We start from the raw sequence: 14714 nt of genomic DNA on the forward strand, positions 1-14714 counted from the left end.
ACGGGGTTTGCAGAACTGGCCTGCGGTTACTTCAGCAGACGCCAGGTGAACGGATAACGGTAGTCCACGCCTTCATTGGCCTTGACCCCGGCAATGATCGTCAGAACCATCGCACCGATGCCGACCAGCAACAACATCGGAATCCCGATGACCAACACGAACAGCAGCAGGCTGACAGTCGCGGCAATAGAAACCGTGATCTGGAAGTTCAGCGCTTCCTTGCCCTGCGCATCAATGAACGGGTCGGTATCCTTCTTGAGTTGCCAGATAATCAGCGGCCCCAGCAGATGGCCGAACGGGAAGAACAGCCCGCACAAAGCCACCAGGTGACAGAACATCGCCCACTGACGAACCTCCCGGGACGGTTTGGCAAGGGCAGGCTTGTTAAACTGGCTGTCACTCATCTACGGCTCCTTTTTACTGCGCATGTCTTTACAGCGCACAAGTCAGTCGGCCAATGCGGCCCGCTGCAACTCAAACAGTTCGGTCATGCCTTTCTGGGCCAGGGCCAGCATGGCGTTCAGCTCTTCAGGCTGGAACGGCGCACCTTCGGCAGTACCCTGAACCTCGATGAAACCACCGGCGCTGGTCATGACCACGTTCAGGTCAGTCTCGGCTGCGGAATCTTCCAGGTAATCCAGGTCCAGCACTGGCTCGCCCTGATACATGCCCACGGATACGGCAGCGATCATCTGCTTGAGCGGGTCGCCGCCCTTGAGGCCGCCGCGCTTCTTGATCACTTTCAAGGCATCGGCAAGCGCAACCATGGCGCCGGTGATGGAAGCCGTGCGAGTACCGCCATCGGCCTGGATCACATCGCAATCGACATACAGGGTGACGTCGCCCAGCTTGGACATGTCCAGTGCAGCGCGCAGCGAACGGCCGATCAGACGCTGGATTTCCAGGGTACGGCCACCTTGTTTGCCACGGCTGGCTTCGCGCTGGTTACGCTCGCCGGTAGCACGTGGCAGCATGCCGTATTCGGCAGTCAGCCAGCCCTGGCCCTGACCCTTGAGAAAGCGTGGCACGCCGTTTTCGACGCTGACCGTGCAGATCACCTTGGTGTCACCGAACTCGACCAGCACAGAACCTTCGGCGTGCTTGGTGTAGTTGCGGGTGATGCGGATCGGACGGAGCTGATCGGCGGCGCGGCCACTTGGACGTTTCATCTGGAATACCTGTACTGGGACGGAAAACTGCCGAGCAGTATAGAGGTCACAACAGAAGCTGGGCACATCTAAAAGTCGGGAATAGCGATACCAGGTACGTCAAAGGCTCTGGAACCGGGCTTTACAGCGCTGACCGCTCAGCTTGCAACACTTGTCACATTCGCGGATTGGGAGCCTGCGCCGCACTGCGCTACAATCCTGCGCCTTTGCAGCCTGTCGGCTTTTACGACTTCAGTGAGCGCAACGCGACCGCGCTCATGGACCGAATCAAGAGGTAATTCCTATGGTGCACAGCATGACGGCCTTTGCCCGAGTCGAACAGGCCGGCGCCCAGGGCACATTGAGTTGGGAGCTGCGCTCGGTCAATCACCGCTACCTTGAGCCGCATCTGCGCCTGCCGGAGTCCTTCCGTGACCTGGAAGGCGCGATTCGCGAAGCCCTGCGCCAGGGATTGTCGCGTGGCAAGGTCGAATGCACCCTGCGCTTCGTGGAAGAAACAGCCGGCAAACCGCTGCAGGTGGATCGCGAACGCGCCCGACAGTTGATCGCCGCCGCCGAGAGCGTAGCCGGCCTGATCAAGCAGCCCGCGGCCCTCAATCCGCTGGAAGTGCTGGCCTGGCCCGGCGTGCTGGTGGCCGACGCAGCAGACCCGCAGGCCCTCAACAGTGCAGCCCTGGCACTTTTCAACGAAGCGCTCGGCGAACTGAAGAACGGTCGCGGCCGCGAAGGCGCGGACCTGGCCCGGCTGCTCGATGAGCGACTGACCTCGATCACCCAGGAAGTCGCCACCCTGCGCACCCTGGTGCCACAGATGCTGGCCGCCCAGCGGCAGAAGATCATGGATCGCTTTGCCGACATGAAGGCCGAGCTGGATCCGCAGCGCCTGGAACAGGAAATGGTCCTGCTGGCACAGAAAAGCGATGTCGCCGAAGAGCTGGATCGCCTGAGCACCCACGTCACGGAAGTGCGTCGCGTGCTCAAGACCGGCGGGCAGGCGGGCCGTCGCCTGGACTTCCTGATGCAGGAACTCAACCGCGAAGCCAACACTTTGGGCTCCAAGGCCTTCGACCCACGCAGCACACAAGCCGCCGTCAACCTCAAGGTGTTGATCGAGCAGATGCGTGAACAAGTACAGAATATTGAGTAAGGCTAAACCTGACATGACCCACAGCACCGGTACCCTGTACATCATTTCTGCTCCGTCCGGCGCAGGCAAGACCAGTCTGGTCAAGGCCCTGATCGACGACCCGGAGCAGCAAGTCCGCGTTTCGGTTTCCCACACCACCCGGGCCATGCGTCCCGGTGAGGCCGATGGCGTGAACTATCACTTCGTTGATCGTGCCGAGTTCACCCGCATGATCGACAACGGTGATTTCCTGGAGCAGGCCGAAGTGTTCGGCAATCTCTACGGTACGTCGCAAAGCCATCTGCAACAGGTTCTCGACGAAGGCCACGACCTGATTCTGGAAATCGACTGGCAAGGCGCCCAGCAGGTTCGCAAGCAGATGCCAGAGACGCGCTCGATCTTCATCCTGCCGCCAACCCAGCAGGCCTTGCGTCAGCGCCTGACCAACCGCGGCCAGGACAGCGACGAGATCATCGATGCCCGCATGCGCGAAGCCGTCAGCGAAATGAGTCACTACAAGGAATATGACTCGATCGTGGTCAACGACGACTTCGCCCACGCACTCGAAGACCTGAAAGCCATCTTCCGCGCCAATCGCCTTAACCTGAAGCATCAGGAAGAGAAATACAGCCAGTTATTCAATGAGTTACTGGCCTGAAGCGATCTTGCGGACCGACCTTTCGGGCGGTCCGCAACACCCGGCCCGTGGCGTGCCGCTTGAAGCTTGTGGCTAACCGCTTGTAAACTACCGAGTCCGCTCGCCCATCCGGGCACCGCGCATACGCATTTGCTACGAGGAATACCCATGGCCCGCGTGACTGTTGAAGACTGCCTGGAACACGTCGATAACCGCTTCGAGCTGGTCATGCTCGCTACCAAGCGCTCGCGCCAACTCGCTACTGGCGGCAAGGAACCCAAGCTGGCTTGGGAAAACGACAAGCCTACCGTCGTTGCCCTGCGCGAAATCGCAGCTGGCCTGATGGATTACGCTGTCATCGCAGAAGCTGAAATCGTCGAAGATGAACCACTGTTTGCAGCGTTCGAGGACGAGTCCAGCGAGGCCGTCTAAGCCTATGCCGGGGCGACGTAGTACGACGCAGGGTAAAAGCCACGTGCAGGGAGTAACGCCTTGCCGAGCATAGACGCCCTCGCCGACCGCCTTTCGGCCTACCTCGGCAAGGACCAGGTCAATCTGGTCCGCCGAGCGTATTACTACGCCGAACAAGCCCACGACGGCCAGCGCCGTCGTAGCGGCGAAGCCTACGTTACGCACCCGCTTGCAGTAGCGAGCATTCTTGCCGACATGCACATGGACCATCAGAGCCTGATGGCCGCGATGCTGCATGACGTGATCGAAGACACCGGAATTGCCAAGGAAGCACTCTGCCTTCAATTCGGCGAAACCGTGGCCGAACTCGTCGACGGGGTCAGCAAGCTGACCCAGATGAACTTCGAGACCAAGGCCGAAGCCCAGGCGGAAAACTTCCAGAAAATGGCCATGGCCATGGCTCGCGACATTCGCGTGATCCTGGTCAAGCTCGCCGACCGCCTGCACAACATGCGTACGCTGGAAGTCCTGTCCGGCGAAAAACGCCGCCGCATCGCCAAGGAAACCCTCGAAATCTATGCTCCCATCGCCAACCGCCTGGGCATGCATAGCGTTCGCATCGAATTCGAGGACCTGGGTTTCAAGGCCATGTACCCGATGCGCTCTTCGCGCATCCACCAGGCAGTCAAGCGCGCCCGGGGCAATCGCAAGGAACTGGTCAACAAGATCGAGGAATCCCTGAGCCATTGCCTGGCCGTGGACGGTATCGAAGGCGAGGTCAGCGGGCGGCAGAAACACCTGTACGGCATCTACAAGAAGATGCGCGGCAAGCGTCGCGCCTTCAACGAAATCATGGATGTCTACGCCTTCCGGATCATCGTCGACAAGGTCGATACCTGCTATCGCGTGCTAGGCGCTGTACATAATCTGTACAAGCCGCTGCCCGGTCGCTTCAAGGATTACATCGCAATTCCCAAGGCCAACGGCTATCAGTCGTTGCATACCACGTTGTTCGGCATGCATGGCGTACCCATCGAAATCCAGATTCGCACCCGCGAAATGGAAGAAATGGCCAACAACGGGATTGCCGCACACTGGCTGTACAAGTCCACCGACGACGAACAGCCCAAGGGCACCCACGCCCGCGCCCGCCAATGGGTCAAAGGCGTACTGGAGATGCAGCAACGTGCTGGCAACTCCCTGGAATTCATTGAAAGCGTGAAGATCGACCTGTTCCCGGACGAGGTCTACGTCTTCACGCCCAAAGGCCGGATCATGGAGCTGCCCAAAGGCTCCACGGCCGTGGACTTCGCCTACGCGGTACACACCGACGTCGGCAACAGCTGCATCGCCTGCCGGATCAACCGCAGGCTGGCTCCGCTGTCCGAACCCCTGCAAAGCGGCTCGACCGTCGAAATCGTCAGCGCGCCCGGCGCACGCCCGAACCCGGCCTGGCTGAATTTCGTCGTGACCGGCAAGGCGCGCACGCACATTCGCCATGCCCTGAAGCTGCAACGCCGCTCCGAGTCCATCAGCCTCGGCGAACGCCTGCTGAACAAGGTACTCAACGGCTTCGAGTCCACGCTGGACAAGATCGAGAACGAACGCATCCAGCTGGTTCTGGCCGAATATCGCGTCGAAGTGCTGGAAGACCTGCTCGAAGACATCGGCCTGGGCAATCGCATGGCCTATGTAGTAGCCCGCCGCCTGCTCGGCGAAGGCGACCAGTTGCCAAGCCCCGAAGGCCCGCTGGCGATTCGCGGCACCGAAGGCCTGGTACTCAGTTACGCCAAGTGCTGCACGCCAATCCCCGGCGACCCGATTGTCGGCCACCTGTCCGCAGGCAAAGGCATGGTCGTGCACCTGGACAACTGCCGCAATATCAGCGAAATCCGCCACAACCCCGAGAAGTGCATCCAGCTGTCCTGGGCCAAGGATGTCACCGGTGAGTTCAATGTCGAGCTGCGCGTCGAGCTGGAACACCAGCGCGGCCTGATTGCCCTGCTGGCCAGCAGCGTCAACGCCGCCGACGGCAACATCGAAAAGATCAGCATGGACGAGCGCGATGGCCGCATCAGCGTGGTCCAGCTGGTCGTCAGCGTTCACGACCGCGTGCATCTGGCCCGCGTGATCAAGAAACTGCGCGCCCTGGCCGGGGTTACACGAATCACCCGCATGCGCGCCTAGCCACCCCATCATCAGGAGTTCTTCATGACCAAGACCGTCATCACCAGCGACAAGGCACCTGCGGCCATCGGCCCTTACTCCCAGGCGATCAAGGCTGGCAATACCGTCTACATGTCCGGGCAGATCCCGCTGGACCCGAAAAGCATGGAACTGGTCGAAGGCATCGAAGCACAGATCGTTCAGGTCTTCGAGAACCTCAAGTCTGTCGCTGAAGCAGCCGGTGGTTCCTTCAAGGACATCGTCAAACTGAACATCTTCCTGACCGATCTGGGCAACTTCGCCAAGGTCAACGAGATCATGGGCAAATACTTCGAGCAGCCTTACCCGGCACGCGCCGCCATTGGCGTTGCAGCTCTGCCTCGTGGCGCCCAGGTCGAAATGGACGCCATTCTGGTCATCGAATAAATCATTGCGGCGGGGCGCCAGCCGCTCCGCTCCCTGCAAAGGAAGGACTCCGTTATGCGCTCCGCGCTCGCCATCTCACTGCTGGCCGCCATCCTGAGTGGCTGCGCCAGCCACGCCGACCGCAACCCTGACGGCACCTGGATCAACCAGACCGCCATCGACGCTGCCGTCAAAGGCGGCAACCTGCGCGAAGCCCTGCTCGCCAATGGCCCGAACCTGGAATGGCAGGTCAACACCAAAGCCAACCAGGCCACCTATTCCAACGGTTTCGAGTTGGGCGAAGGCAAGATTGCCAGCGCTGCCGACGGCAAGCTGCACATCAACTTCTACGGCAACTTCGCCGAAGACCTGACAGTCAAGGGCGACAGCCTGGTGCAGGCCGCCAGCGAATCAGGCCCGGAACAGCACTTCGAGAAGCCGGAAAACCCTGCTGCAGACGGCGCGCCGCCGGGCAGCAGCTTTGAAAAAGCCCTGTATGGCGCCTACATGGGCGGCAAATGGACCATCGTCAGCGGCGACGGCCAGGGCAGCACTGTGCAGTTCCTGCCTGACGGCAGTGTTCAGGGTCTTCCGGAAAACGATCGCTACGCCCTGTGCCTGGCTGGCGATTGCGCAGCCATGAGCGGTGAATACGACAGCATGTGGCTGGAAAAGAACGAACAAGGCAATCCATGGATCTTTGCCCGCAAAGGCAAGCAACTGGAAATCTTCCAGGCTCTCAACGAAGCCAGGTCCGACGAGATGCCGCAACTGCGTCCGGGCCCGCGTCGCTGGTTGCTGGAACAGCAGTAATCCATCGATGAAAACAGGCTCGGCCCCATCAATCGGCCGAGCCTGCCTTCCCGGCACTATCCCAGCAACGCCGCATATCCCGCACGATAATCCGCATACTTCGGCGCCCAGCCCAACGCCCGCGCCCTGGCATTGCTGCATCGCTTGCTGCCCACGCGCTGCACGCTGACCGCCTCAGACCACTCGGTAACCCCCAGATACTCACGTATCCAGGCCACCACATCGGCGAGTGCCGCCGGATCGTCATCGACACCCAGATAGCAATCCTCAAGCACCACGCCCCGCGCATCGGCCTGGAGCAGGCAGGCCAGCAAGCTCGCCGCATCATCGGCATGAATACGATTGGCATAGACCGGTGGCTCGCTGCGTACGCTATGGCCCTGACGCACACGATTGGACAGGTCGTTGCGGCCAGGACCGTAAATCCCCGTCAGACGCACCACCGTGGCAGGCCAGCCACTGTTGAGCGCAACCTGTTCGGCCTCCAGCATCACCGTCCCGGTATAGCTCGACGGTTCGGTTGCCGAGGTTTCATCGACCCACTCGCCATGTTGTTGCCCATACACACCGCTGCTGGAAACGAACACCACCCGCCGGGGCTGCTGGCCGTGCTGCTGCATCCAGCGCAGGACCTGAGCCAGGCCATCGACGTAGGCGCGGCGATAGCCCTGTTCATCCCTTTCTGCAGGCGTGGCGCAATACACCAGATAATCGATGGCCGACGTCGGCCAGCCCTGCGGCTCCACCCAGTCGAACAGATCCCCCTTCACCGGGATCACGCCTTCGGGCAACCGCGATGTATCACGGCGCAATCCATGCACCTGCCATTGATGAGGCAATAACAGACTGGCCAGACGAGAACCTATATCTCCGCAGCCAGCAATCAGAACGGTTGGGGCAGACACGTGAGACCTCCACATAACAATCGATAAGAGTCGTTGAACAGCCAGAACATAGAGGCTTGACGCTATTAATTAAAAAAAAGATATATTATATCTTCTGTTAACAAGAACGATTTGCAATAATACCCGTCCATTTGTTCCCGCACCCCTGTCGAGCCTATAACGCGACGTCCCGGAACAACCATTATTTTCATTTCAGGTCAGGCCAGCATGACACGTATTCAATCACCCGCTTCGCCAACCAAGCTACCTCGCCTGCCACGTGCATGGCGTGGTGTGGCTGCTCTTGTGTTGAGCCTGATGCTCGCACCTGTCGCTCTCGCTGACCAGGCTGCACCTGCTGCTCCGACACAACAGGCGGCTGCCGCTGCTCCGGCAGCGCCGGCTGCAACTCCCGCACCTGCTGCCCAGCCTGATGCCGCTGCGCCTGTCGATACGCTGGAGCCTGTGGTTGAAGAAGCCGGTCTTGGCATGGCTCACGATCTGTCGCCGTGGGGCATGTATCAGAACGCCGACGTGGTCGTGAAAGCCGTCATGATCGGTCTGGTCATCGCTTCGATCATCACCTGGACCATCTGGATCGCCAAGGGCTTCGAGCTGCTGGGCGCCAAACGTCGCCTGCGCGTTGAAATCGCCGGCCTGAAAAAGGCCCGCTCCCTGAGCGACGCCAGCCAGAGCGCCAACAAGGAAGGGACCCTGGCCCATCTGCTGGTTCACGACGCCCTGGAAGAAATGCGCCTTTCCGCCAACAGCCGCGAGCGTGAGGGCATCAAGGAGCGTGTCAGCTTCCGCCTTGAGCGCCTGGTCGCTGCCTGTGGCCGCAACATGAGCACCGGCACCGGCGTGCTCGCCACCATCGGTTCGACCGCACCCTTCGTCGGTCTGTTCGGTACAGTGTGGGGCATCATGAACAGCTTCATCGGCATCGCCAAGACCCAGACCACCAACCTGGCGGTCGTTGCTCCCGGCATCGCCGAGGCCCTGCTGGCTACCGCACTGGGTCTGGTTGCAGCGATTCCTGCCGTAGTGATCTACAACGTCTTCGCCCGCTCCATCGCCGGCTACAAGGCACAGGTTTCGGACGCTTCGGCCCAGGTGCTGCTGCTGGTCAGCCGCGACCTGGATCACCTGCCGGAAAGCGAGCGCAACCAACAGCAACCGCACATGGTAAAGGTGGGCTAAGACGTGGGCCTGCATCTTAACGAAGGCGGCGACGATCTCGCCGAGAACCATGAAATCAACGTGACGCCGTTCATCGACGTCATGTTGGTGCTGCTGATCATCTTCATGGTCGCAGCACCGCTGGCCACAGTGGACATCAAGGTCGACCTGCCAGCCTCCACCGCCACACCGCAACCCCGGCCCGAAAAGCCGATCTTCCTCAGCGTCAAGACTGACAAGAGCCTGTACCTGGGCGAAGAGAAAGTCGCTCGCGAGCAGATTGGCCAGGTACTGGATGCCAGGACCAAGGGCAAGAAAGACACCACCATCTTCTTCCAGGCCGACAAGGGCGTGGATTACGGCGACCTGATGGAAGTCATGAACACCCTGCGCGGTGCTGGCTACCTGAAAGTAGGTTTGGTTGGTCTTGAGACGGTTGGTAAAAAATGATCACTACGCGCCAAAAACTGACGCGCTATAGCGGTAGTCTGTTGTTGGTGCTGGCTGTGCATGCCATCGCGGTCATCGTCGCACTGCGCTGGCCCGCATCGCAGGCCATCGAGCTGCCGCCGGCTGCCATGATGGTCGAACTGGCCCCGTTGCCCGAGATCGCACCGCCACCGCCGCCCAAGGTCGTCCAGCCGCCACAACCGCCAGCACCGGAAGAAGAAGTACCGCTGCCGCAACTGGCAGAAGCACCGAAGCCGGAAATCGCGGTTCCCAAGAAAGTGGAAAAGCCCAAGCCAAAACCGCAGCCGCCAAAGCCGCAGAAGAAGCCTGAGCCGCCACAGGAAAAGCCGGCCGACGAAAAACCGGTGGATACCCCACCGACAACGGCAAAGCCCGAGAAGTCAGCAGCACCGACGCCGCCTAGCCCGCCGTCGCCACCCAGCACGGCCCTGCCAAGCTGGCAGAGCGATTTGCTAAGGCACCTGGCCAAGTACAAGAAGTATCCCGAGGATGCCCGCCGTCGCGGCATGCAAGGGGTAGCCCGCCTGCGCTTCGTGGTCGATGCGGATGGCAACGTCTTGTCCTATGCGATTGCCAGCACTTCAGGCAGTCCGGCACTGGACCGAGCCACCATGGAGATGATCCGTCGTGCTCAACCTTTGCCCAAGCCGCCGGCTGAAACACTGAACAACGGCACGATCGAGATCCTGGCACCCTTCGTTTATTCACTGGATAAACGCTGAATAACACTTTTGTTACTCATGAGTGCTTCTGATAACGTGCGTCTATCGATTGCACCCGCTATGCTGGGGCCGCAACTTCATGGACGCACGTTATGACCCTTACAGAATTGCGCTATATCGTTACGCTTGCTCAGGAACAGCACTTCGGCCACGCCGCCGAACGTTGTCATGTCAGCCAGCCCACGCTCTCCGTGGGTGTGAAAAAGCTTGAAGATGAACTTGGTGTGCTGATTTTCGAGCGCAGCAAAAGTGCTGTACGTCTAACGCCTGTCGGTGAGGGCATCGTTGCCCAGGCCCAGAAGGTGCTGGAGCAGGCCCAAGGCATCCGCGAACTGGCCCAGGCCGGCAAGAATCAACTGACAGCCCCGCTTAAAGTCGGCGCCATCTATACGGTCGGTCCGTATCTGTTCCCGCATCTGATTCCGCAACTGCACCGGGTCGCCCCGCAAATGCCGTTGTACATCGAAGAGAACTTCACTCACGTACTGCGCGACAAGCTGCGCAACGGTGAGCTGGACGCGGTCATCATCGCCTTGCCTTTCAACGAAGCCGATGTCTTGACCCTGCCACTCTACGATGAACCGTTCTCGGTGCTGATGCCGGCCAATCATCCATGGACCCAGAAAGAGAGCATCGATGCCTCGGCATTGAACGACAAGAGCCTGCTGTTGCTCGGCGAAGGTCACTGCTTCCGCGATCAGGTCCTGGAGGCCTGCCCGACGCTGACCAAGGGCGGCGAGGGCGCCAAGCATACGACCGTGGAATCCAGCTCGCTGGAAACCATTCGCCATATGGTCGCTTCCGGACTGGGGATTTCGATTCTGCCGTTGTCCGCCGTCGACAGCCATCACTATGCACCTGGCGTGATCGAAGTTCGTCCGCTGACGGCTCCCGTACCTTTCCGTACGGTCGCCATCGCCTGGCGTGCCAGTTTCCCAAGGCCCAAGGCAATCGAGATTCTTGCTGACTCCGTACGCCTGTGTTCCGTGGCTCGTCCAAAAACAGAAGCAAGCTAGGCAGAGAACATGAGCGAGCTTTCCAAAGTCTCGGTCACGGCGCTCAAGGGCGTCGGCGAGGCCATGGCTGAAAAGCTGGCAAAGGTGGGTCTGGAAAACCTGCAGGATGTGCTGTTTCACCTGCCGCTGCGTTATCAGGACCGGACCCGCGTCGTCCCCATCGGCGCGTTGCGCCCCGGCCAGGATGCGGTGATCGAAGGCGTGGTCAGTGGCGCCGACGTGGTCATGGGCAAGCGCCGTAGCCTGTTGGTGCGCCTGGGTGACGGCACGGGCGTGGTCAGCCTGCGCTTCTATCACTTCAGCAACGCGCAGAAGGACAGCATGAAGCGCGGCACGCACCTGCGCTGTTTCGGCGAAGCCAGACCCGGGGCGTCGGGTCTGGAAATCTACCACCCGGAATACCGTGCCCTGACCGGTGATGAACCGCCGCCGGTAGAGCAGACGCTTACCCCGATCTATCCGTCCACCGAAGGCCTGACCCAGCAACGCCTGCGCCAGCTCTGCCAGCAGAGCCTGGCGATGCTCGGTCCGAAGAGCCTGCCGGACTGGCTGCCTGAAGAACTGGCTCGCGACTATCAACTCGCCCCGCTGGATGACGCCATCCGCTACCTGCATCACCCGCCTGCCGATGCCGATGTCGAAGAACTCGCTCTGGGCCATCACTGGGCGCAACACCGCCTGGCCTTCGAGGAATTGCTGACCCATCAATTGTCGCAGCAACGCCTGCGTGAAAGCCTGCGCGCACAGCATGCCCCGGCCCTGCCGCTGGCGAAGAAACTGCCCAGGCAGTTCCTGGCCAATCTCGGCTTCCCGCCGACCGGCGCCCAGCAGCGCGTCGGCAAGGAAGTGGCCTACGACCTCAGCCAGCCGGAGCCCATGCTGCGCCTGATCCAGGGCGATGTCGGCGCGGGCAAGACCGTGGTCGCCGCCCTCGCGGCCCTGCAAGCACTGGAAGCCGGTTATCAGGTGGCGTTGATGGCGCCCACCGAAATCCTCGCCGAGCAGCATTACATCAACTTCCAGCGCTGGCTCGAACCGCTGGGCGTGGACGTGGCGTGGCTGGCCGGCAAGCTCAAGGGCAAGGCGCGTACCACTTCACTGGAACAGATCGCCAGCGGCACGCCGATGGTGGTGGGCACTCATGCACTGTTCCAGGACGAAGTGCAGTTCAAGAACCTGGCACTGGTCATCATCGACGAACAGCACCGCTTCGGCGTGCAGCAACGTCTGGCCCTGCGCAAGAAAGGCGTGGGCGGCATGATGTGCCCGCATCAGTTGATCATGACCGCGACCCCGATTCCGCGGACCCTGGCCATGAGCGCCTACGCCGACCTGGATACCTCGATCCTCGACGAACTGCCGCCCGGCCGGACCCCGGTCAACACCGTACTGGTGGTCGACAGCCGCCGCGTCGAAGTCATCGAGCGGGTACGTGCCGCCTGCGCCGAAGGGCGCCAGGCCTATTGGGTCTGCACGCTGATCGAAGAGTCCGAAGAGCTGACCTGCAAGGCCGCCGAAACCTCGTTCGAGGAACTGAGCAGCGCCCTGGGCGAGCTGCGTGTCGGGCTGATCCATGGGCGCATGAAGCCTGCGGAAAAGGCCGCCATCATGGCCGAGTTCAAGCAGGGCGCCCTGCAACTGCTGGTGGCGACGACCGTCATTGAAGTCGGCGTCGACGTACCCAACGCCAGCCTGATGATCATCGAGAACCCCGAGCGCCTCGGGCTTGCACAACTGCATCAGTTGCGTGGCCGGGTAGGCCGCGGCAGCGCGGTCAGCCATTGCGTGCTGCTCTACCATCCGCCGCTGTCGCAGATCGGCCGGCAGCGTCTGGGCATCATGCGTGAGACCAATGACGGCTTCGTCATCGCCGAAAAGGATCTCGAACTGCGTGGTCCGGGCGAAATGCTCGGAACCCGACAAACGGGCCTCCTGCAATTCAAGGTGGCCGACCTGATGCGTGATGCCGATTTGCTACCTGCCGTGCGAGATGCAGCCCACGCGCTTTTGGAGCGTTGGCCACAACATGTGAGCCCCTTGCTCGAACGCTGGTTGAGACACGGCCAACAATACGGACAGGTGTGACGCAGGCAACGCTTTGGGAAGCGCATGCGGCCCAAAACAAATAAGGTGGTTATACTGCCGTGATTGTAGGAAAACGGACACAGACCATGACAGAAGCTGCCCACGTCGATGACTCTCACCAAGCCCCGTCGGTAATCCGGCAGTTGCTTGAAAAACTGGCCATCCGCTATAACGAAGTCCCGGATGACGCGAGCCTGCCGGCATCGCGCAAGGTCCAGGCCGTATTGGTCGAAGACGCTGTTGGTGCGCTGCTGATCCTGTTTCCGCAAAGCCAGTTGCTGGACCTGAACCGGATCACCGAGTTGACCGGTCGCCAGCTGGCAGCACTGCCTCATGACCGTCTGGTGCGCATGCTCGCCAAACACAGCCTGCATGCCTTGCCGGGCCTGCCGGCGCTGACCAGTTCGCCGTGTCTGTATGACGATCGCCTGCTGCAGGAACCTGCGCTGTTGATCGGCTCCGGAGAGCCGGGCGTGCTGCTGGAAATCAGCAGCGAAGACTTCAAGGGCATGCTGAGCAAGGCCAGTGCCGCGCATTTTGGCGAACTGCTGAGCGGCATTCATCCCAACCTTGATCGTCCCGATGATGACCGCGAAGAAATCACCCAGGCCATGCATGCCTTCACGGCACGGCGTATCCAGCAGCGTCTGGAAGCGACCCTGGAAATTCCTCCGCTGGCCGGTACCGCGCAGAAGATCATCAAGCTGCGTGTCGATCCTGACGCCACCATCGATGACATTACCGGCGTAGTTGAAACCGACCCGGCACTGGCAGCCCAGGTCGTCAGTTGGGCCGCTTCGCCTTACTACGCCTCGACCGGCAAGATCCGCTCGGTCGAAGACGCCATTGTCCGGGTGCTGGGTTTCGATCTGGTCATCAACCTGGCGCTGGGCCTGGCGCTGGGCAAGACCCTGAGTCTGCCCAAGGACCATCCGCAGCAGACGACGCCTTACTGGCAGCAGTCGATCTACACGGCTGCCGTCATCGAAGGCCTGACACGCGCCATCCCGCGCCCCAAGCGTCCCGAAGGTGGCCTGACCTATCTGGCCGGTTTGCTGCACAATTTCGGCTACCTGCTGCTGGCCCACGTGTTCCCGCCACATTTCTCGCTGATCTGCCGCCAGCTCGAGGTCAATCCGCACCTGCATCACAGCTACGTGGAACACCACTTGCTGGGGATCAGCCGCGAGCAGATCGGCGCCTGGCTGATGCGTTACTGGGATATGCCGGACGAGTTGTCCACCGCCCTGCGCTTCCAGCATGACCCGCACTACGCCGGCAAGCATTGCGAATACGCCAACTTGATCTATCTGGCGGTGCGCCTGCTGCGCGCCAACGGCATCGGTTCGGGGCCGCAGCAGGAGATTCCGGACGAGTTGTTCGAGCGCCTGGGCCTGACCCGTGAAAAGGCCAACGAGTCGGTCAGAAAGGTTCTGGAAGCCGAAGCCATGCTGCGTGAACTGGCATCCCAGTTCGCCTGATCTTCCTTTCGCGAATGAATTCGCTCCCACAGTGAATTCATTCGCGAACTTGCCCCCCGTAGGAGCGAATTGATTCGCGAATCACGCAAATTGAAAGGTAAGTGAAAGCTTCTGCATTTAGGATCGGCTCACCACCGGCAAAAGACCGG

At 60.9% G+C, this 14714-nt stretch carries 15 protein-coding genes; 12 read left to right on the forward strand and 3 right to left on the reverse strand.

The features are described from left to right. Nucleotides 1–26: 26 nt before the first annotated feature. Both ALQ04_RS05440 and rph read right to left on the reverse strand, forming a co-directional pair. Nucleotides 27–404, reverse strand: coding sequence for a DUF4870 domain-containing protein (locus ALQ04_RS05440; protein ID WP_122314824.1), 378 nt, complete (start codon nt 402–404; stop codon nt 27–29). 42 nt (nt 405–446) lie between these two features. Further along, nucleotides 447–1169 carry a ribonuclease PH gene (gene rph / locus ALQ04_RS05445; protein ID WP_122314825.1) on the reverse strand — a complete coding sequence of 241 codons (723 nt, stop codon included), beginning with the start codon at nt 1167–1169 and terminating at the stop codon, nt 447–449. Nucleotides 1170–1452: 283 nt separating this feature from the next. On the opposite strand from rph, the gene ALQ04_RS05450 reads away from it, so the two are divergent. The 6 genes from ALQ04_RS05450 to ALQ04_RS05475 all read left to right on the forward strand — a co-directional run bounded on the left by ALQ04_RS05450 (nt 1453) and on the right by ALQ04_RS05475 (nt 6727). Continuing rightward, nucleotides 1453–2316 carry a YicC/YloC family endoribonuclease gene (locus ALQ04_RS05450; RefSeq protein ID WP_122314826.1) on the forward strand — a complete coding sequence of 288 codons (864 nt, stop codon included), beginning with the start codon at nt 1453–1455 and terminating at the stop codon, nt 2314–2316. A 13-nt stretch (nt 2317–2329) separates the two neighbouring features. Then, entirely contained in the window at nt 2330–2953 is a 624-nt protein-coding gene (gene gmk, locus ALQ04_RS05455; protein WP_122314827.1) for a guanylate kinase, read from the forward strand. 147 nt (nt 2954–3100) lie between these two features. Next, a complete protein-coding gene (rpoZ, locus tag ALQ04_RS05460) occupies nt 3101–3364 on the forward strand; it encodes a DNA-directed RNA polymerase subunit omega (RefSeq protein WP_025257879.1) in 264 nt (87 codons plus the stop codon). 60 nt (nt 3365–3424) lie between these two features. Continuing rightward, the gene (gene spoT / locus ALQ04_RS05465; protein WP_122314828.1) at nt 3425–5530 is read left to right on the forward strand and encodes a bifunctional GTP diphosphokinase/guanosine-3',5'-bis pyrophosphate 3'-pyrophosphohydrolase; all 2106 of its coding nucleotides are present in this window, start codon (nt 3425–3427) and stop codon (nt 5528–5530) included. Between the two features lie 24 nt (nt 5531–5554). Beyond that, complete coding sequence (locus ALQ04_RS05470; protein WP_025257877.1) at nt 5555–5935, forward strand: RidA family protein; 381 nt, start codon at nt 5555–5557, stop codon at nt 5933–5935. A gap of 54 nt (nt 5936–5989) precedes the next feature. After that, entirely contained in the window at nt 5990–6727 is a 738-nt protein-coding gene (locus tag ALQ04_RS05475; RefSeq protein WP_122314829.1) for a hypothetical protein, read from the forward strand. Nucleotides 6728–6783: 56 nt separating this feature from the next. Here ALQ04_RS05475 and ALQ04_RS05480 read toward each other — a convergent pair whose 3' ends face one another. Then, on the reverse strand, nt 6784–7632 hold the full coding sequence (locus ALQ04_RS05480) for an SDR family oxidoreductase (protein ID WP_122314830.1): 849 nt from the start codon (nt 7630–7632) through the stop codon (nt 6784–6786). Nucleotides 7633–7839: 207 nt separating this feature from the next. Between ALQ04_RS05480 and exbB the strand changes: the two genes are divergently transcribed. The 6 genes from exbB (at nt 7840) to ALQ04_RS05510 (ending at nt 14565) form a co-directional block, all read left to right on the forward strand. Beyond that, the gene (gene exbB / locus ALQ04_RS05485) at nt 7840–8811 is read left to right on the forward strand and encodes a tonB-system energizer ExbB (RefSeq protein WP_122314831.1); all 972 of its coding nucleotides are present in this window, start codon (nt 7840–7842) and stop codon (nt 8809–8811) included. Between the two features lie 3 nt (nt 8812–8814). Then, nucleotides 8815–9240, forward strand: coding sequence for a TonB system transport protein ExbD (exbD, locus tag ALQ04_RS05490; RefSeq protein ID WP_003377967.1), 426 nt, complete (start codon nt 8815–8817; stop codon nt 9238–9240). After that, nucleotides 9237–9983: an energy transducer TonB gene (locus ALQ04_RS05495; protein WP_122314832.1), complete on the forward strand. Its 747-nt coding sequence runs from the start codon at nt 9237–9239 to the stop codon at nt 9981–9983. Before exbD ends, ALQ04_RS05495 begins: the two co-directional genes overlap by 4 nt. Before the next feature lie 92 nt (nt 9984–10075). Continuing rightward, nucleotides 10076–10999 (forward strand): hydrogen peroxide-inducible genes activator, encoded by a 924-nt coding sequence (locus ALQ04_RS05500; protein WP_122314833.1) that lies wholly within the window; start codon nt 10076–10078, stop codon nt 10997–10999. Between the two features lie 9 nt (nt 11000–11008). Next, the gene (recG, locus tag ALQ04_RS05505) at nt 11009–13084 is read left to right on the forward strand and encodes an ATP-dependent DNA helicase RecG (RefSeq protein ID WP_122314834.1); all 2076 of its coding nucleotides are present in this window, start codon (nt 11009–11011) and stop codon (nt 13082–13084) included. Nucleotides 13085–13170: 86 nt separating this feature from the next. Continuing rightward, nucleotides 13171–14565, forward strand: a complete 1395-nt coding sequence (locus ALQ04_RS05510) for an aminoacyl-tRNA deacylase and HDOD domain-containing protein (protein WP_122314835.1) — start codon at nt 13171–13173, stop codon at nt 14563–14565. The last annotated feature ends 149 nt before the right edge of the window (nt 14566–14714 follow it).

Origin of the sequence: Pseudomonas cichorii, assembly GCF_003700275.1 — a bacterium.
Classification (GTDB): Bacteria; Pseudomonadota; Gammaproteobacteria; order Pseudomonadales; family Pseudomonadaceae; genus Aquipseudomonas; species Aquipseudomonas cichorii_B.

Excerpts from the sequence above, each read along its gene's own strand:
- ALQ04_RS05500 (WP_122314833.1), top strand. The coding sequence starts at position 10,076 with ATGACCCTTACAGAATTGCGCTATATCGTTACGCTTGCTCAGGAACAG.
- recG (WP_122314834.1), top strand. The coding sequence starts at position 11,009 with ATGAGCGAGCTTTCCAAAGTCTCGGTCACGGCGCTCAAGGGCGTCGGC.
- ALQ04_RS05495 (WP_122314832.1), top strand. The coding sequence starts at position 9,237 with ATGATCACTACGCGCCAAAAACTGACGCGCTATAGCGGTAGTCTGTTG.
- ALQ04_RS05440 (WP_122314824.1), bottom strand. The coding sequence starts at position 404 with ATGAGTGACAGCCAGTTTAACAAGCCTGCCCTTGCCAAACCGTCCCGG.
- rpoZ (WP_025257879.1), top strand. The coding sequence starts at position 3,101 with ATGGCCCGCGTGACTGTTGAAGACTGCCTGGAACACGTCGATAACCGC.
- ALQ04_RS05450 (WP_122314826.1), top strand. The coding sequence starts at position 1,453 with ATGGTGCACAGCATGACGGCCTTTGCCCGAGTCGAACAGGCCGGCGCC.
- ALQ04_RS05470 (WP_025257877.1), top strand. The coding sequence starts at position 5,555 with ATGACCAAGACCGTCATCACCAGCGACAAGGCACCTGCGGCCATCGGC.
- gmk (WP_122314827.1), top strand. The coding sequence starts at position 2,330 with ATGACCCACAGCACCGGTACCCTGTACATCATTTCTGCTCCGTCCGGC.
- rph (WP_122314825.1), bottom strand. The coding sequence starts at position 1,169 with ATGAAACGTCCAAGTGGCCGCGCCGCCGATCAGCTCCGTCCGATCCGC.
- ALQ04_RS05475 (WP_122314829.1), top strand. The coding sequence starts at position 5,990 with ATGCGCTCCGCGCTCGCCATCTCACTGCTGGCCGCCATCCTGAGTGGC.
- exbB (WP_122314831.1), top strand. The coding sequence starts at position 7,840 with ATGACACGTATTCAATCACCCGCTTCGCCAACCAAGCTACCTCGCCTG.
- ALQ04_RS05510 (WP_122314835.1), top strand. The coding sequence starts at position 13,171 with ATGACAGAAGCTGCCCACGTCGATGACTCTCACCAAGCCCCGTCGGTA.